Below are 18919 nucleotides of genomic sequence, written 5' to 3'. Positions count from 1 at the left end.
TGGTTAAGATTAAGTTAGGGAGACAATTTTGCCAAGCTCACCTGTTAACAGCTGCACACAAAGCAAGGTAAACAGGTAGGCAACACCAATGCCAACAAATATGGGGGCATAGGAGAAATGCTGAACCGTCCACCCAACGGACAACTGTGAAAGGATACCGGCAATCCCCCCCAAGGTGCCACCGATACCGGTTAGCGTACCTTGAACATGCTGGGGAAAAACTTCGGCAGGGATGGTGATGTTACCCCATAAACCATGGCCCAGCATGATGCCGGCAATCGCTATGATAGCGACCACCATACCTGTTGCCTGGAATAATATGACGCAACAGAGCGGTATCAACAAGGAGGCAAATAACATCACAGTTTTGCGGGAGCGATTGAGCGACCAGCCTAAGCGGGATATGAACCACTGTGGGATAATCCCGCCCAATAAAGTGCCCACCGCTAAGACAACAAAAGGAATCCATGCAAAGTAGCCCATTTGATCGAGTGTAAGCCCCTGTTGTTCTTGCAGGTATTTCGGTATCCAAAACGTTAGGAAATAGGTAATGGGATCAATAAAAATCCGTGCGCACAAACATCCCCAAGCTTGGCGCATGCGTAACAATTGCTTTAGGTTGCTTTTAAAGTTGTTTTGAGCTACTGCTGTCTGTTCTACCTGTCCTTCTAGAATGAGATCACGTTCTGTAGATGTGATGCGCGGATGCTCTTGCGGCAGATAATATTGTCGCCGCCAAAAGAACATCCAGATTAGACCAAGCGCACCGGTGACCATAAATGCTGCTTGCCAACCGAACTGAACAGCAATAACGGATACCAAAGGAATGGCGATAGCCGCACCCGCGGATGAGCCGGCATTGAGCATACCGATAGCCAATGCGCGCTCACGGATGGGGAACCACTCGGAAGCGGCCTTAACCCCTGCGGGAAAATTAGCAGACTCGGCAATGCCCAATAAAAATCGGAAGACCGAGAATTGCATGGCCGTTTGGGCAAAAGCATGGAGGATATTGGCGACAGACCACCCTCCTACGGCCCATAGATAGCTTTTTCGTGTACCGAGACGATCTACCAAAGCACCACTGATGGCGTACATAACCGTATAGCTTAACAAGAATGCCGAAGTGATGTATGCATAATCTAAGTCGGTTAGCTTTAACTCAGCCTGAATAGTTGGAGCCAATACGGAAAGTACCTGCCGATCCAAATAGTTCAAGGTAGAAACGAAAAAAAGCAGTGCGGCAATTCCCCAACGGATATGGCCCGATGATTTAACCATGACTCCTGTCTTTAAATGGATTATAGTGTGAGGCGGTAGTGCCCGAGCCTTCTCCCCTGTTTAAGGCTAATGCTGGATCGACCAATTGATTATCGGGTATACCCAATAGGTATTGACCTTGCGCAATCAATTGGTTCCGCAATGCAGCAACATCCACATCGCGTACATTTCCTTCCCCTTGTTTGGTAAGATCGGCGGCAGCCACTCCAGCGGCCTGTCCGATAGCCACACAGGTAGCCATTACCCGCGAAGAGCCGAAGGCGGTATGTGTGGCGGAAATACTCCGACCGGCAACCCAAACGTTGTCCAATCCTTGTGGTAAAAGCGTACGATAAGGAATTTCATATACCGCCTTGCCTGATCCCGTAAAGATTTGCTGCTCGCCTTCAGGTGGATGAATATCAATGGCAAAGGTACCACAGGCAATACCGTCTTCAAAAGCCCTATTGGCCAACACATCATCTTCGGTCAATTGATAATCGCCACGGATATGACGCGTTTCCCGTACGCCTACCTGTGCTCCAGTATCCAGGATGTAGGACCCTTCGAAGCCGCCAACATATTTCTGAAGGAATTTATGGATTTCCCATGCCTGTATGCGCGTCTCATATTCGGCTCGTGTGAGATCGTCCGCGTTCGTCCCATCAATACCCTGTAAGCGGGTAGCATTAACGGCAATCTGACCTTCTTGAGGGAGTTCATAAAATAGAATGCGCGGAGCGGCATCTTTTGGAAACTCACCATTTTCCATGCCTTTTTTAACCAACTGTTTCAATCCAAGAAAGGCAAGCGCTTTACTCGAATCGATTTCCTCATCTGTAGGCGAGTCTTTCAATAAATCACGATTATTTTTCATCCAGACACGTAAATTGGCCATATTGATACCTCCTATGCGGAAAAATAAGGTTACCGGCTGCATGGCGCCATCTTCTTCTCGGCCTTTGATAAACGGTGCACCGGCCATAGCGGCGATATCAGCATCTGCTGAACAATCGATGATATATTTGGCGACAATGGCTTGCCTACCCGATTTGTTTTCAACAATAACGGAGGTAACTTGGCTATCCGCGCGGGTAACACCAACAGCCCAAGTATGCAGTAGTAAGTCGACACCAGCCTCCTGAACCATTTTAAAAAGAAGGTATTTCATTCCCTCTGGATCAAAAGGGGTCATCGAGGCATTGTCGAACGTTAAATCGGTCACATGGCCCAACGAAGACTTGAGGTCGATCAGTCTTTCCACTAATTCGCCAGCAATGCCCCGAATTACCTGCCTGCCTTTCACATCATGAAAGGTAAACATCGGGTTGACCATCGCAATGGTTAGGTTGCCACCTAAAAAGCCATAGCGTTCTAATAATAGCACTTTTGCACCATTACGTGCCGCAGCAATAGCGGCTCCGATACCTGCCGGACCAGCCCCTACCACTAAGACATCAGGCGTGGCACATACTGGAATTCTTTTTTGCTCTTCTTCGATAAATTGCATATAATTTTTGTTAAAACGGTTGCGGGCATATCTTTGGAACCATTCCAAGATTTTTTAATAAGATTTTCTGAATTAACTCTTAATAATTGCGTTTATAGTTTCATAATTTTATGCTAAACTATATTATTTTATACTGTTTAACAAGGCTTTACAAGAACATTATTCCCAAAATTTTATTGGGAACATTCCCACAACCGTTCCCATATAGTGATTTTTTTTTCGTTTTTTTTTCACATTTTTGTAGTGCGCTAATAAACCCATTATGAAAAGACATCATCAGGTAACGATCATCGACATTGCACGGAAGCTTGGGATTTCTAAATCTACCGTTTCCCGGGCGCTGACAAACAATCCAAATGTCAATCCGGACACCCGTAAAGCGGTTTTGGAGATGGCTAAAACATTGGATTACCAGCCAAACATGTTAGCGCTGAGCTTGATCAAAAGTGAGACGCGGATGTTGGGTGTCATTATCCCCGATATCCAAAAACCTTTTTTTGCGGCCATTGTGAGTGGTATTCAGCATGCAGTAGGACGTATGGGTTATCGTACCATCATTGCCCAGTCGGACGAATCACCACAGATTGAAAAGGAAAATATTCAAGCATTGATGCTGAGCCGTGTAGATGGTTTTCTCATTTGTCATACGCGTGATACCCGAAACTTCGATCAGATTAAAATGCTGTACCAAAAGGGGTTTCCCTTGGTATCTTTTGCCCGGATCTGTCAAGAACTACCCATACCGAAAGTGGTGGAAGATGATTTTAATGGTTTATACACCACCACGCAACACCTCATTGAAAGGGGAAGGAGGCGCATTGCCTTGCTTGCCGGTCCGAAACACCTCCAAGCGAGTAAACTGCGCTATCAAGGATATACAACAGCCTTACGGCAAAATGGAATCGCATTTGATCAAGAACTGGTAGCGCATACCCGTTTTCTAACAGAAAATGTGGAAGCTGCCGTTGACCGGTGGTTAGCACTTTCTGAACCTCCTGACGCCATCTGTACGATCTATGATGCCGGAGCCATACAGGTATTGCAATTGTTGAAAAAGAGAGGTATACAGATACCAAAAGACATTGCTGTGGCAGGTTTCGGCAATGACCCGGCCACCGGACTGGTTGAACCGGGCTTAACCACGTTTGAACAGCGGCCTTACGAGATTGGCTTACTAGCGGGCAAACATATGTTGGATATCCTTAAAAAAAGATTTACCGATACACCACCAGAAATAACGATTTCTGAAGGAAAGTTGGTTGTGCGGGGTTCTACTTAACCTTCCACAAGCAACCGTCTTTTTTAGCTACAGCGCATCAACCCATTTCGTGATCAACCCGATTTCATCTTCACTTAAATCGATGTTCATTGCTGCTGCGTTTTGAACAGATTGTTGCGCATTTCGGGCACCGGCCAAAGCTACCGTGATTCCCGGTTGCTCCACCGTCCATCGGAGCACTAATTGCGCCAGCGTTGCATTCTTTTCCTCAGCCAAAGGTTTTAACTTTTCTAGAAAAGCATTCGTGGCACGTATAAACGCATCCGTATAATATTTACTCCCTTCCCTAGAATCACCTGCAGCAAAATGGTGTCCCGGCTTGATCTTTCCAGTGAGTAAGCCACGTTGCAAAGGACTGTAGGCTAAAATACCTTTATGCTGTTCCAAACAATACGGAACGACTTCCTGTTGGATATCCCGTTGCACCATGCTGAAAGGCACCTGATTAGAAGCCAAGGACAGCACTTGCTCTGCTTCTTTCATCTGCTCGACGTGGTAATTACAAACCCCGGCATAGCGTACTTTCCCTTGTTCAATGAGCTTCGCTACCGCTTCGAATGTTTCAGCTATTGGTGTGGTGCTATCGGGCCAGTGAATTTGCAGCAAGTCAATATAATCGGTTCCGAGCCTTCTCAAACTGTCTTCGCATTCTTTGATCACACTCTCTTGGCCTGCATATTTGTAAATATCAATCGGATGCCCGTTATTATCCGCACTGTGCATAGCAAAATCGCCTTTTGGAGAAGACAAATCCCAGCGCATACCAAATTTGGTGAGTAGCTGCACCCGATCTCGGGGAATTTCTTTGATCGCCTCGCCTACGATCTCCTCGCTGGTTCCCTGTCCATAAATAGGCGCTGTATCAATGGAGCTTACTCCTACCTCATAGGAAGCTTTAATAGCCTCTATGGCTTGTTTTCTATCGGTGCTGCCCCACATCCAGCCGCCAGCAGCCCAAGCACCAAACGTGATTACGGATAGTTCTAAATCGGTTTGTCCTAATTTTCTATAGATCATCGTTTCTAAATTTTTGTGATTTGCCACATGGGACAAATTTCCGATTAAAAAACAAAAAAACTAAGGTACGGTTCTTGAAAAACGTAAGAATACTGTTAATTTGTAAAAAAACAGACTATTCAAAATGAGCTTGTTTAAACCAAGATATAAATCATCGAAACAAAGATCATATCTCCATCATGCGTTCATAAACATACGCGCCGCGGGTCTATTTATTTTTATTGTCCTGTTGCAGCTATGTAGCTACGGCCAGCAAGCCGAAAAACCTATCCGTTTCGGTATTATTGCCGACCCCCAGTACGCGGATAAAGACGATCACGGCACACGTTTCTATCGAAACGCACTGCAAAAGCTAGATACAGCGGTTACTTTTTTAAATACGCAACCCCTGGATTTCACCGTGATACTGGGTGATTTTGTTGATCAAGGTATCAAGGACCTGCCTCCAGTAATGGAACGTCTAGAAAAATTAAAAATGCCGGTTTATAACGTATTGGGAAATCATGACTATGTGGATGCACCGGACCGACAGAACCTATATCGACACTTTAAGATGAAAGCTCCATATTATACTTTCGCTAAAGGCGAATGGCTGTTTATCATCCTGAACACCAATGAGCTATCGGCATATGCCACAAACGACAATAGTACACCGCATGATGATTGGGCAGCCATGAGCGACCAATTAAAAGCAGCGGGAAGAAAGAACGTCTATCCTTGGAATGGTGGTATCAGCAAAAAACAATTTCAATGGATGGAAAAGCAACTGATATCGGCTGAACGAAAAGGGAAAAAGGTTATCATCTTGTCGCACCATCCCTTGTTTCCTGAAAATGGATTGGAAGCGCTTAATAATAGGGAGATATTGGCAGCCATAGACCAACACCCTTGTGTCCGCGCCGTTATTTCGGGGCATCATCATCCCGGAAATTTTGCCTATTACAAAGACATTCCCATGATTACGCTGGAAGGAATGGTTGAAACAGCTCATCAGAATGCATATGGAACCGTGAAGCTGTCTGCCGATACCATGATCATAGAAGGCCATGGAAGGTTATCATCGAGAACGTTAACGTTTAAGCATTAATAAGGTATAACCCTTGTATCATGGCGTTTCGGAGATTCCGTTAAAGTAGCCTTGTTACCATAGTGTAAAAGTAACAAAAAGCAATACACAACTATTTAATTTATAAACGCGGATTTGCAAATCAATTAAAAATTGACGATCGCACAAGGCGAAAATTGCTGGGCTTTGGAAAAGGTAGTCGTATCCAAAGATGGAAAAGCTATTCCATCCAGCAGTTATGTTACGGGTGAAATCACCTCTTTTCTTTTTCTCAATTCCCTCCATTTCTTTCGCCATAATATGCCGTCGGCCAAGTTAAGGTAAATGGTTTTGCCCGTTCTCCCACCACGTTTAGGTTTTCATCAAGCGTAAGCTGCTCCTTAGCCTTAAATAAGGTGACCGTGTGTGTCGCTGGATCAAAATCGGCAGCATCGATATAGCCCCCTGCCCAGTTAAACGGAAAGTTAGTGATCTTCTGTTTAATCTTTGCTGAATCTACAGCTACATAAAATTTCCCCTTCGGAACCGCTACCAGTAACTCATCGTCATGAAACGCGTATAAAGAATCGTTCATCATAAACAGTGCATCCACCTTTTGCCAATTGGCAGGTAAGTTTTTTATCCATTGCTTTAAGGGCATCGAAGTGATATTGGTCTTACGCTTGAAACTTAATGAAAGGCGAAATACGCTATCTCTTTCGGTCAGCCATAAGGTCTGGTCTCCATCTTGGTTAAGCACTGCGTCAATCTTTCTTAAGGTTCGAAACGTTGCAACAGATGGGAATAATTCTTTTAACGGTTGCACTGTTTCCTGGCCTTCTCTTGTTTTCGTAAACACCAGCTCATCAATCAGCACATACAAGGTATTGTCTTTACGGAATGTGGCATCCACCGTAGGCCACAGTGCATTGCGCACAAATCGTTCGTTATCCGCATCACTATATAAGATGGACGCATAATCCACCTTATCTGCCTCTCGGGGTTGCAAATTACCCTCGATATGAAAAAATGCTTTCACCTGATCGTAGCGGTTCAAACGAGCAGCAACGGAAATGGCATGCCAATGGTCCGAAACGACGTACACGGTATCACCGGGTTGTATAATCCGCTGCCCATCTTCATCTTCCAATGCACGGGAATAAACATAGTTCTGAATGGTCGTTTTAGAACGTTCTTCTTTGAAAACGATATTTTCCGGAACTCCTTTCGCTATCAATAAACGCTTCATCTCTGAAGCCTCGCACAAACTGGATCCATGCGCACCGCAACCTCCGGAAACAATCACCCGGTCAAATGGCTTACTTTGATAAAGCTGAAAACCCACTGCTACACGATGCTGCAGGGAAGTAATTTCTGCCGAACCCAGGATTAGCATAATTTTTTTATGTGCCTGATCTTGGGCATAAGTAAGACGACCGGCGCTTAATGCGAAAAAGAGAAACAGGGTATATGCTAATTTGTTCATATGGAAAATTTTCGATGAGGCAAGATAGGGAATTTGGGTTATTTTTTTTAAGCGGATTTGGCTATGGCAAAGGGTATGCTATTTTCTTATGCTCCTGCTACCTGCTTATTACCTTTTTATCTATAAAATTTTACTAAACTTTTATTTAACATATCATTACTTTTACTATTAATCGTCTTTTTATCGTCTTTTGGTCGTCTTTTCATCGTCTTTAACACGATAAAAAGATAATGGAAAGACTAATAATTGATTATAAATACTAAAATTTAATAGAAGTCATGTTAATATTTATTCATATTCAATAGATAAAATGGTACCTACCAGGGGATAAGCAATATCCCAAATAAGGCAGTGCATTCGACTTTTCATATAGGCCGTTAAATAATGTTAAATAACTGGTTATAAGCCTGCTTATGCTTATTTTCGATCATGATTCGTTATGCGCTTATACTGCTATTGTTCATTGTGCTTTTTGGGACAAATAATGGCTACGGACAAACTTCGCAAATACTTACAGGAACGGTCGTTCTGGAACAACCGGCTACACCAGCAGTAAGCAAATCGAGCGCTGTGCGTATAACAAACCTCAACAAACAACATTCAACCCATGCAGACAACCTAGGTAATTTTAGTATCAACGGACATATTGGCGATTCATTGGAATTTTACAGCAAAGGGCTACCAAAAAGGCTTATCGTGATCAAGAGTTATGCGCATCTAACCGTCTATCTCGACAGCACCATTCTGTTGGACGAAGTTGCCATAGCGGCACAACGGAATAAAAAAACAGACCTTAAGGCAACAGCAGCAGCATACAGCAAACATAACAGTATCTATTTTAACGGAAGACCGCCGATTACCCTATTGTCGCCTTTCGACGGTAGCCCGATTACCTTTTTTCGCGAATTACTCAGCAAAGACGGCAAAAAAGTGAGGCGTTTCAATCGATTTGTCGATCAACAACTGGAACTTGATGAAGTAGAAGCACGATTTAATACCACTGTCATCAAGCAAGTGATTCCCAGCATCAGCGACGAAGAAATAGAAAAATTCAAAACAGCGTATACACCAACACTTACGGAGCTGAGAAAATGGTCTACATATGAACTCTACGACTATATAAAAACATCTTATAAACAATTTAGAAAAGCGGACAATGGTGAATAAGATTTTTTGCAAAAACAAATTTTATTAGTAGCATTGTAAAACCAATAAAATCCAATGACACGTTTATGGACCATGAAAGCTCATGCATCCTTAACATTAGGTTAACCTTAAAGTTCTACTTTTGCTAAAAATCCAGATGAATGCCGTGTATGGATATGAAACCTATAGCGATGATGAATTGGTACTTCTGCTGCAGCAAGATGACCACGGTGCCTACACCGAAATTTACAATCGTTATAGTGAGCTTTTGCAAAAACACGCGCTAAAAAAAGCAGTAGACTTCGACGATATCAACGATATTTTACAGGATATCTTTACCAATTTATGGCTTAATCGGCACCGTTTAGATACTACTGTACAATTAGGCCCCTATTTATATGTTGCTGTTCGAAATCGTATCTTCAACGTCATGAGTCGACAGCAAGTTAAAAATAAATCCGTAGAAGCCTTACAACATTTCATCAACGAAAATCCAGAGCTTGCCGATAAAACTACTCGCGAACGCGAATTGGCACACCTGATTGACCGGGAGATTGCTGAACTTCCTTCCAAAATGCGCGAAATATTTGTACTCAGCAGACAAGCTCATTTATCCCATCTGGAAATTGCAGAACAACTGAACATTAGCAAACAGACCGTTGCGAAGCAGGTAAGCAATGCCTTAAAGTTATTACGTGTCCGATTAAGCAAAATATTATTTTCATTTTTTTTCATATTGATCTACCTGTTCCTCATCTTAGGATTGTTGTATAGATAAAAGGCTTAGCCACCCGCTAACTCATGCAACAACAAGAAGTTAAAAACTTACTGAAAAAGTATATTGCCGGTGAGTGTTCCGAAGATGAAATTGCGCTACTGGAAACGTGGTATCTACAATATCATCACGAGCAGCTACCATCCATAACAGCACTCGAACTGCGAAGACAGCGTGCAGCAGTATGGGAAAAATTACCAAAACAACAAAAGCCACGTTTTGGCCGACCGGTTATGATAAAAGTTGCTGCCGCAATTGCCTTACTGATCACCGCAATCGTTGGCCTATACCTATATACTCCGTACGCAACTACTGAGCAAATAGCAGAAACGAAACCCACCGCTAATCAACAAATTAAACCTGGAGGCAATCGTGCCACCCTAATGCTGGCAGATGGTTCTGTTATCGCGTTAAATGAAGCAACGAAAGGAGAATTGCATAAACAAGCTGGAGTTAAAATAGCCAAAACGGCAGACGGACAATTGCGCTATTCGCTTACAGAAGATAAAGCTGCACCCAATAACAACCAATTTAACTGGATACGCACCCCTAAAGGCGGACAATATCAAGTAACCTTAGCGGATGGCACCAAGGTTTGGCTTAATGCATTATCGTCGATCAAAATCCCCCTATCTTTTACGGCACACGAGCGTCAAGTAGCAATAACCGGTGAGGCATACTTTGAAGTTGCCGAGGATAAAAACCGTCCTTTTCAAGTATTGGTTAACGGACTAACCATAAACGTATTAGGAACGAGTTTTAACATTATGGCCTATCCCGATGAGGGTAAAACCAAAGCTACATTGGCTTCTGGATCCATAAAATTAGGCTACAAAAACAGGGAGGTGCTGCTAAAACCAGGAGAACAAGGCATTATAAATCCGGTATCCAATAGCTTAGACGTCGTCAAGGTAGAAACATCGAACGTTTTAGCTTGGAAAGATGGGTTATTTGTTTTTGATGACACGGATCTCCATACCCTTATGCGCCAATTGTCGAGATGGTATAATGTAGAAGTCATCTATGAAGCGGGGGTTAAAAACGAAGCTTTCCGTGGCAAAATAGAACGCAGTGCAGATTTTTCGGATGTACTAAAAATACTGAGGCTGGGTGACGTAAACTTTAGGATAGAAGGAAAACAATTGATTGTCATGCCTTAATAATATGGCCAATTCTAATATTAATAATTCATCAGCAAAACCGACAAAAATGGACACCAGTTAACAGACAAAAAGACTGTATAAAAATTCCGGAAGTGCTACCAACACTCCCGGACAATGTTTAAGCAGCAGATCTTTAAGCACCTAATCATTCACTTAAACGTAAACAAATGTATGGATTTAATTCATAAACGCTACAGGCATGTCTATAAAGGGCAGCATTTCAACATATTCATCCGGATGAAACTGACCATTTTACTGATTGTCATCTTTTCTTTAAACGCTTCTACAAAGGTTCTGTCACAAATCACCATCCGAGCAGAATATGCCCCTCTTGAAGACATCTTTTCACAGATCGAAAAACAGAGTGGTTATCATTTTTTTTATAAAATCAAATCCATTAAGGAAGCGAGCGCCTCTGTAAACATCCAAAATGCCCCTGTGCAAGACGCGCTAAAATCCGTTTTAAAAGATCAACCCTTCGAGTTCGCCATCGTCGATAAAACGGTCGTTATTAAGGCTAAGAAGGCTAACGAAGGTACCGATTTGATCGGCCAGCAGCTAAACATCAAGGGAAAAGTAAGTAATAAAGATAAAGAGCCACTTTCTGGTGTAACCGTTACCGAAAAAGGAACAACACACCGCAGCATAACCAACGACGATGGTACCTTTACACTAAGTGTACAAAGCAGCTCATCAAGCATCGAGTTTCGTTTGCTCGGCTATCTAAAAAAAGAAATCAGCGCTTCTTCTTTTCCTACAGACGTCATCCTTGAAGAAGAGCTCGTATCGCTGGAGGATGTGGTGGTGGTCGGTTATGGTACGCAGAAGAAAGAAAACCTGACGGGAGCCATTGCGACCATATCCAGTGAAGATATGATCAAGAGACCAGTTATGCGCGCCTCATCGGCATTACAAGGTTTAGCCCCCGGCCTAACGGTTACCCAACGGTCTGGCCAACCGGGATCCGACGGTGGAGCCTTACGCATCCGTGGTGTTGGGACAATGACCATGGAAAACAATTCAGCGAAATCCAATCCATTGGTCTTAATTGATGGCGTAGAGGGAAACATTGATGGTATTGATCCCAATGATATTGAATCCGTATCGGTTTTAAAAGATGCTGCATCGGCTTCCATATACGGTTCCAGAGCGGCCAATGGTGTGATACTCGTCACCACCAAAACCGGAAAAGGCGAGCAGTTAAGTGTAAGCTACAACAACTATATTGGCTGGCAGCGCTTTACCGCATTGCCCGACTATGCGAATGGTTATACCTACATGACTAAATTAAACGAGGCTTATGCCAATATGGGCAAAACACCACTTTATAGTGACGAATACTTACAAGAATATTTAGCAAATTATCAGCAGGATCCGGATCACTATCCTAATACCGATTGGCAGAAAGAGGTTTATAGCGGTTCGGGTGCTGTACAAAACCATTACCTCGCTATAAACGGTGGCAAAAAAGTAAATGTGCACAGCTCCTTTGGCTTTCAAGATCAAAAAGGAGTTATCCCTAACTATGGTTCCAAACGCTATTCCTTACGCTTAAACGCCAAAATGAACGTGCTGGATAATTTACAGGCAACAATCTTACTAAGTGCCAGGCACTCTCCTATCACGACACCTGCCAATATCGATGATATTATTATTGGCGTAAACCGTACAGCGCCCATCTATGCGGCACAATACTCCGATGGCCGCTATGGTGCTGCTTTAAATGGTTATAACCCCTTGGCGCAAGTCAGGGAAGGTGGTACTGGTGAGAACACCTACGATAATTTCCGGTCAACTTTCCAAGTCAATTACCAACCTATTAAAGGGATGGACTTAGAACTGAGCTATACGCCGGATTTTAACCTGGAGAACGGAAAACGTTTCACCAAGGCAATGGATACGTATGAATTTGACAGTGAAACCCCAGCCTTTACCGTACCAACCAGAACTTCACTCAATCAAAGTCAATCCAAGTCCTGGGAAAATACCTTACGGATGTTGGGCCGATATTCAAGAGACTTTCAGGATCATCATTTCAAATTCCTGGCCGGTTATGAGCAGATAGACTATTCTGTTGATAATATGACTGCAAAACGGGAAGGCTTCCCTTTTCCGGAGTACCCCCAATTAGACGCAGGTTCCATTGAATTCATGACCAATTCCGGTTCTGCTTCGGAATGGGCTTTACGTTCCTTTTTCGGTCGGTTAAACTATGATTACAAAGGCAAATACCTCTTCGAAGCCAATATACGGCTGGATGGATCTTCCCGCTTTTATGAAGGTTATAAATGGGGTACTTTTACGAGTTTTTCTGCCGGATGGCGTATTTCGGAAGAATCTTTTTTACAAGACCAACAATGGCTTTCTGAGCTAAAACTCCGCGCTTCATGGGGGCAGCTAGGGAACCAGCTTATCGGTAATTACCCTTTTGCTTCTGTTATTGAACTTGGCCAGAATTACGTTTTTGGTAACCAACCGGCAACCGGCGGTACGCAATTGGATATGGCCAATACCGAGATTACTTGGGAGTCCACCACCTCTACCGATGTGGGTGTAGATATCGGCTTATGGAATCGGCTCGACCTGTCTGTTGATTACTATATCCGGAACACCAATGATATCCTCTTAACATTGCCGGTACCTGCACTTATTGGGCAAAGTGCACCTTACCAAAATGCCGGTAAAGTACGCAACAAAGGTTGGGATTTTTCCCTCAACTACAACCAAACCATTAACGATTTCAGTTATCGAGTAGGACTCAACCTTTCAGACGTACACAATGAGGTCATCGATCTCAAAGGAGCCAGTCCGATCATTAACGGCTATACCATCAACCAAGAAGGCTTACCTATTGATGCCTTATACGGTTATCGCGCCCTCGGTCTCTTCCAATCGCAGGAAGAAATCGATCATTCTCCCGAACAAATTGGAATCTATACCCCAGGCGATATTAAATACGAGGATGTAAATGGTGATGGAAAAATCGGTTCAGACGATCGGGTGCCTATCGGCAGTACCATACCACGGTATACCTATGGATTGAATTTCAATGCAAAATATAAAGGCTTTGATTTGAGTTTCTTCATTCAAGGCGTCGGAAAAGCAGATGTACTGTTAACGCAAGATGCAGCTTGGGCATTCTATAATGCTGGAAAAATCAAAACCTGGCAACTGGATGCTTGGACACCCGATAACCCGGATGCAAAATACCCACGGCTAACCGCAGAACGTACCCATAACAACTATGAAAATTCCAGCTTTTGGGTCTACAATGCAGCTTATTTACGATTAAAAAATCTCCAAATTGGTTATACGTTACCGACTTCTTGGATGAGTCATCTCCCTTTTCAATCGGTGCGTATTTATGCTACCGGAGATAATTTATGGACCAAGCACCATATGCCCGAGGGATGGGACCCGGAGCGCCCCAACGGAAACGCTACCGTTTATCCCATTGCCAAAACCTACACCTTTGGTCTGAATCTAGTTTTATAAGTTATGCTCAAGAAAATGAAATTAAAATACCATATCATCGCCTTAATTGCTTTTGCATGTACCTTTAGTTCATGTGAAAAGGATTTACTGACTAAAAACCCTTTAGATAGCCCATCAAGCGAAACCTTCTTCTCCAACCAAACGGAAATTGATATTGCCTTGACTGGTGCCTACCGATCGTTTTATTGGCATTCCCAGAGAGTTCCCTACATCTTGTGGTTAGATGCTTCAACCGATATTGCCTGGTCTAGAGGAGACTTTGGAAGTATGCTGACCGCTCAAGGCGGGCAATATACGACAGAGACGGATCTCTTCTATGAGGTTTGGACACACATGTTTACCGCCATTGCCAAGGCCAACAATATATTGGACAATATGGAAAGGGCTGTAGACGTCGTATCTCCGGAATACTATGCAGATGCCCAAGCCCAAGCTCGTTTTTTAAGAGCGTATTTTTATACCTATCTGATCGGTTTATATGGCGATGTACCTTGGGTAGATCATATTTTAGAACTATCCAATGCTCATCTTCCCAGAACCCCTAAGGCTGAAGTGTTGCAACATATTTATGAAGACTTGGATTTCGCTGCTGAAAATTTACCGACCACACGCCCAAGTACGGAAACAGGGAAAGTAACTAAAGGAGCAGCATTAGCCTTAAAAGCCCGTGCTGCTTTGTGGCTAGATGACTTTCAAACAGCAGCAGAAGCGGCTAAAGCCGTAATGGACCTCGGCGTTTACGAGTTGTATCCTTCCTACCAGGATCTGTTTCAATACAAAGGGGCCGACTCCAAGGAATCTATCCTATCTCAACATTATAATATTGATGTATTTGTTACCCAGGTACCACGCTACCTAGCCAATCGCGAAGCAGCAGGTTACTCTGCCTTGGTTCCCACGCAAACGCTGGTCGATATGTACCGTTGCACCGATGGAAAACCCATTGATGAATCCCCTTTATACAATCCTTTAAAACCATTCGAACACCGTGATCCGCGACTAGATCAATCCATCGTTATTCCCGGCGAATGGATTAACGGTTTGTGGTTTCAAACCCATCCAGACAGTACCAAAACCTTTAAACAAACAGCAAATGGCATTACCCGTGTAAACAATGTAGAAGTTACCAACGCCTATGCTACCTTTACTGGATACCTCTGGAATAAATACATGGATGAGGCTGATTTACCTGAAAACATTACCCAATCTAGTCTGCCGGTGATGATGATACGCTATGCGGAGGTGCTGTTAACCTATGCCGAAGCGAAGATAGAACGTAATGAAATCGATCAAAGCGTGGTGGACGCCATCAATCAAGTAAGACAACGCGTAGGCATGCCTCCTGTTTCCCTTGCCGGTCAGGAAGAGATGCGAAATACAGTGCGTTATGAACGAACGGTTGAACTTGCTTTGGAAGGTTTTCGGTTATTTGATATCAGAAGATGGCATATTGCCGAACATGTAATGCCAGGCAATGTGTTGGGAAGAAGACAAAAGGCGCATTGGTTTGATCCCATTACCCCGGATATTGATCCATATGGGCATCCGATTTATCCTAACGAATCTACTATATTTCAAATTATTAGTGTTAATCAGTTTAGGAAAGAAAAGAATTACCTTTGGCCTATACCACAGCGTGAAATCAATATTATACCCGAATTAACCCAGAATCCAGGATACTGATATGACCGGTCGTAAAAACACATACCACCATAAGGCAGGACATATATACCATATGTTCCTACCCTTATGGTGGGTAGTTGTTTTAGAACTCCTGATGGCAAACGTATCCGCCCAGCAACAGCAACCTATAGATCAGGTAATCAGCACCTACAAAAGCGAAAAGCTATTTGATTTTGATGCCAATGATTCGGTACGGGTGAGCATTTCTTTGCTGAAAAACACAAAGGATGAACCACAGCTTTACACCGCTTTTTTGTCTACGGGAGTATGTTCTGATGGCCTATGCAAGCCCGTTAATATTCAGCTATATTGGGGTCTATTGGGAAATTTCTACACGTATCAAACACCAGAAGGTCAGGGTTTAACGAAATTTGATCATGAACCGTTTAGCCCCAAAGACCATCGGATGTTGCATACTATCCTTGCGGATACCAGTTCATTATTACGGGATTATTATGTGGAAGATCTTATTGATCCTAACATCACCCGCAGCTCAAAGACCCTTGATGGGGTAACGGGTGCAACCAACACCAATTTTAAAGATGCTAGTGTGCCCGGAGCGCTTTATACCGTTTATACCTTATGGCATTTCGTAAACGGAAGCATCCGGCATCGATTATTGGCACATACAGCATCCATGTTATCCGATACATTGATTCGGCAGCTATTAACATCTGATAATAGCGCCTATCAACGCTTTATGATCGCGCACCTTACGGAACAACAGGCCATCACGTTTCAGCGATTGCTAATCGAATTGATTCATCGGAGTAAAGATGAATATGTACCTCACTTTGCATTGGATAAATTACCACAGAAAACCTGGCAAGATCCTAAGCTATACAATCAGTTCGTCGGTTTTTTACCCGAAGTTTCCCTTCCGGTACAAACAGCCATCTTAACGAAACTAACAAATACTCCAGTCGATACAAAAGGGAGTAGCTTATTGCAACACTATTTGCAAGAGACCAAGCCTTCCGATGTACAGCAAAAATTGATCAAGGAAATTTTAAACAACCGTAACTAAGAGGTAAATCATATTGACACACAGGGCAATAATTAAGACAAATAATTAGATGAAATTAAAAAATAAGTCCTATACATGACAACGATTATGAAAAATAACAGGCGTAACTTTTTAAAAACAATAGGATTAAGTTCCGGCGCCCTGCTCCTCAATCCCGTTTCCGGCTTCAGCGAGGACAGCGCTTCGCACTACAGTGAAAGCACCCTAGATGAGCAGGTTTTTGCACGCAAAAAAATAACAACAGATTTTCTCGTTGCCGGTGGAGGGATGGCCGGCGTATGTGCTGCCTTAGCCGCCGCGAGAAATGGATCTAAAGTCGTGCTTATTCAAAACCGGTCTCGTTTGGGAGGCAATGCCAGTTCTGAGATACGCATGCATATTTCAGGCGCAAGTGCGTTAAAACAGGTCTGGCGCGAAACAGGCATTTTGGAAGAACTCATGCTGACAGAAGCGGTCATCAACCAGCAAAAGTCGTATGAAATGTTGGATTATGTTCTGTACGACAAAATTGTAAGTAATCCAAATATCACCCTATTATTCGATACCATGCTGCACGGCGTAAGCACCGACGGACATCGCATAACGGCTATTGAAGCCTACTGTTCACAAACGGAGGAGGTTTATGAAGTATCCGCTACCTATTTTGCCGATTGTACCGGCGATGGTACGCTTGCGGCTCTTGCGGGAGCCGAATTCATGCGTGGCAGAGAGTCTAAAGACGCCTTTGGCGAAACCTTGGGCTTAGCTAAACCGGATGATATTACCATGGGAAATAGTTTACTTTTCATGGCTGACGAGCACGATAAACCGATGCCTTTTGAAGCACCAAGTTGGGCTAGAAAGTATACATATAAAGATTTCCAGTACCGAAAAATCCATTCTTTTGAATATGGTTATTGGTGGATAGAGTTAGGCGGACTGGAAGATATTGTGCACGATGGACAGAAGATCAGGCATGACCTGATGGCGGTTATTTTTGGTATCTGGGATTATATCAAAAACTCTGGAAATCATCCGCAATCGGCTAACTGGGCGTTATCTTGGTTCGGCGCTATTCCTGGCAAGCGGGAAAGTAGAAGAATAACCGGCGATTATATTATAACACAACGTGATGTACAAGCTCCAAAGCTCTTTGAAGACCGGGTTGCCTATGGTGGATGGCCTTTAGACGATCATTTACCGGCCGGTATGGATGATACATCGCTCGACCCTTTTCGGTCTATCCCTTTAAAAGGGCCTTATTCTATCCCGCTTCGTTCGCTTTATAGTAAAAGTTTTGATAATCTGGTCATGGCCGGACGGAATATATCCACCACACACGTTGCGCTATCGTCTACCCGTGTGATGGCCACCTGTGCAACAATGGGACAAGCCATTGGTACCGCAGTAGCCTTCTGCAACAAAAATGGATTGACGCCTGCTAAGCTGGCCAAGGATCCGGCGAAATTGCAGGAATATCAGCAGCTATTGTTACGCCAAGATCAAGCCATGCTCGGTGTAAAAAACACCGACCCCTTGGATCTGGCATTAAAAGCACGTATAAAAGCCTCCGCTGAGACCGACGACGGAAAAGCCTCACAAGTGATTGATGGCATCAATCGGGATGTACAAGATGGGAACACGCACCAGTGGCGTGGTACAATGGGGAGCGATGGCGCCTGGATTGAATTAGCGTGGAAAACCCCTCAGGATATTCGGACTATCGAATTTACCTTCGATACCGGACTGCATCGATTCCTAAGAATATCCGGACAAAAATCGGTTTTAAAAGGCCAAGTCAGAGGCCCGCAAACCGAAACCGTTTCCGATTATCTCATTGAAGGTTTTTCTAAGAAAAATCGCGTTTTTGAGCAGAAAATAGCAGGCAATTACCAACGAAAGGTGGTACACCAGCTAACGCCTTTTAAGGCAGATCGTCTACGTATAACGGTGTTAAAAACACATGGCGACCCGTTGGCAAAAATATTTGAGATCAGGTGTTATGCTTAAATGAATTTTTAATTTTACTTTTTTCTCCGCGAAAAAAGTAACAA

General features: G+C 43.5%; 13 protein-coding genes. 9 read left to right on the top strand and 4 right to left on the bottom strand.

Annotated features, from left to right (window positions below; translation table 11 throughout):
- Positions 1–9: 9 nt before the first annotated feature.
- Positions 10–1281 (bottom strand): MFS transporter, encoded by a 1272-nt coding sequence (locus tag ABD930_RS16155; RefSeq protein WP_345233002.1) that lies wholly within the window; start codon positions 1279–1281, stop codon positions 10–12.
- Positions 1274–2770: an FAD-dependent oxidoreductase gene (locus ABD930_RS16150; protein WP_345232999.1), complete on the bottom strand. Its 1497-nt coding sequence runs from the start codon at positions 2768–2770 to the stop codon at positions 1274–1276. The genes ABD930_RS16155 and ABD930_RS16150 overlap by 8 nt, the downstream gene beginning before the upstream one ends.
- Positions 2771–3032: 262 nt before the next feature.
- Here ABD930_RS16150 and ABD930_RS16145 point away from each other — a divergent pair, with 262 nt between their 5' ends.
- Positions 3033–4049, top strand: coding sequence for a LacI family DNA-binding transcriptional regulator (locus ABD930_RS16145; protein ID WP_345232997.1), 1017 nt, complete (start codon positions 3033–3035; stop codon positions 4047–4049).
- 27 nt (positions 4050–4076) lie between these two features.
- Here the strand turns inward: ABD930_RS16145 and ABD930_RS16140 are convergent, their stop codons facing one another.
- Positions 4077–5066, bottom strand: coding sequence for an aldo/keto reductase (locus ABD930_RS16140; protein ID WP_345232994.1), 990 nt, complete (start codon positions 5064–5066; stop codon positions 4077–4079).
- A 124-nt stretch (positions 5067–5190) separates the two neighbouring features.
- Between ABD930_RS16140 and ABD930_RS16135 the strand changes: the two genes are divergently transcribed.
- Complete coding sequence (locus ABD930_RS16135; RefSeq protein ID WP_345232992.1) at positions 5191–6153, top strand: metallophosphoesterase; 963 nt, start codon at positions 5191–5193, stop codon at positions 6151–6153.
- A 250-nt stretch (positions 6154–6403) separates the two neighbouring features.
- Here the strand turns inward: ABD930_RS16135 and ABD930_RS16130 are convergent, their stop codons facing one another.
- Positions 6404–7597 carry a YdcF family protein gene (locus tag ABD930_RS16130; RefSeq protein WP_345232990.1) on the bottom strand — a complete coding sequence of 398 codons (1194 nt, stop codon included), beginning with the start codon at positions 7595–7597 and terminating at the stop codon, positions 6404–6406.
- 429 nt (positions 7598–8026) lie between these two features.
- On the opposite strand from ABD930_RS16130, the gene ABD930_RS16125 reads away from it, so the two are divergent.
- The 7 genes from ABD930_RS16125 (at position 8027) to ABD930_RS16095 (ending at position 18875) form a co-directional block, all read left to right on the top strand.
- Entirely contained in the window at positions 8027–8764 is a 738-nt protein-coding gene (locus tag ABD930_RS16125) for a hypothetical protein (RefSeq protein ID WP_345232988.1), read from the top strand.
- Positions 8765–8885: 121 nt separating this feature from the next.
- Positions 8886–9521, top strand: coding sequence for an RNA polymerase sigma factor (locus ABD930_RS16120; protein WP_345232986.1), 636 nt, complete (start codon positions 8886–8888; stop codon positions 9519–9521).
- A 23-nt stretch (positions 9522–9544) separates the two neighbouring features.
- On the top strand, positions 9545–10678 hold the full coding sequence (locus tag ABD930_RS16115) for a FecR family protein (protein WP_345232984.1): 1134 nt from the start codon (positions 9545–9547) through the stop codon (positions 10676–10678).
- Positions 10679–10852: 174 nt separating this feature from the next.
- The gene (locus ABD930_RS16110) at positions 10853–14176 is read left to right on the top strand and encodes a TonB-dependent receptor (protein ID WP_345232982.1); all 3324 of its coding nucleotides are present in this window, start codon (positions 10853–10855) and stop codon (positions 14174–14176) included.
- A gap of 15 nt (positions 14177–14191) precedes the next feature.
- Entirely contained in the window at positions 14192–15859 is a 1668-nt protein-coding gene (locus ABD930_RS16105; protein WP_345232980.1) for a RagB/SusD family nutrient uptake outer membrane protein, read from the top strand.
- Positions 15860–15911: 52 nt separating this feature from the next.
- Positions 15912–16886 carry a hypothetical protein gene (locus ABD930_RS16100; RefSeq protein ID WP_345232976.1) on the top strand — a complete coding sequence of 325 codons (975 nt, stop codon included), beginning with the start codon at positions 15912–15914 and terminating at the stop codon, positions 16884–16886.
- Positions 16887–16961: 75 nt separating this feature from the next.
- Positions 16962–18875: an FAD-dependent oxidoreductase gene (locus ABD930_RS16095; protein ID WP_345232974.1), complete on the top strand. Its 1914-nt coding sequence runs from the start codon at positions 16962–16964 to the stop codon at positions 18873–18875.
- The last annotated feature ends 44 nt before the right edge of the window (positions 18876–18919 follow it).

Source organism: Olivibacter ginsenosidimutans (assembly GCF_039542865.1).
Taxonomy (GTDB): domain Bacteria; phylum Bacteroidota; class Bacteroidia; order Sphingobacteriales; family Sphingobacteriaceae; genus Olivibacter; species Olivibacter ginsenosidimutans.
Note: the sequence above shows the minus strand (reverse complement) of the source record. Positions and strands in the feature narration are given on the sequence as shown.

Coding starts and splice junctions, on each gene's coding strand:
- ABD930_RS16135 (WP_345232992.1), top strand. CDS start 5,191: ATGAGCTTGTTTAAACCAAGATATAAATCATCGAAACAAAGATCATAT.
- ABD930_RS16130 (WP_345232990.1), bottom strand. CDS start 7,597: ATGAACAAATTAGCATATACCCTGTTTCTCTTTTTCGCATTAAGCGCC.
- ABD930_RS16145 (WP_345232997.1), top strand. CDS start 3,033: ATGAAAAGACATCATCAGGTAACGATCATCGACATTGCACGGAAGCTT.
- ABD930_RS16150 (WP_345232999.1), bottom strand. CDS start 2,770: ATGCAATTTATCGAAGAAGAGCAAAAAAGAATTCCAGTATGTGCCACG.
- ABD930_RS16125 (WP_345232988.1), top strand. CDS start 8,027: ATGATTCGTTATGCGCTTATACTGCTATTGTTCATTGTGCTTTTTGGG.
- ABD930_RS16140 (WP_345232994.1), bottom strand. CDS start 5,066: ATGATCTATAGAAAATTAGGACAAACCGATTTAGAACTATCCGTAATC.
- ABD930_RS16155 (WP_345233002.1), bottom strand. CDS start 1,281: ATGGTTAAATCATCGGGCCATATCCGTTGGGGAATTGCCGCACTGCTT.
- ABD930_RS16100 (WP_345232976.1), top strand. CDS start 15,912: ATGTTCCTACCCTTATGGTGGGTAGTTGTTTTAGAACTCCTGATGGCA.
- ABD930_RS16115 (WP_345232984.1), top strand. CDS start 9,545: ATGCAACAACAAGAAGTTAAAAACTTACTGAAAAAGTATATTGCCGGT.
- ABD930_RS16095 (WP_345232974.1), top strand. CDS start 16,962: ATGACAACGATTATGAAAAATAACAGGCGTAACTTTTTAAAAACAATA.
- ABD930_RS16110 (WP_345232982.1), top strand. CDS start 10,853: ATGGATTTAATTCATAAACGCTACAGGCATGTCTATAAAGGGCAGCAT.
- ABD930_RS16105 (WP_345232980.1), top strand. CDS start 14,192: ATGAAATTAAAATACCATATCATCGCCTTAATTGCTTTTGCATGTACC.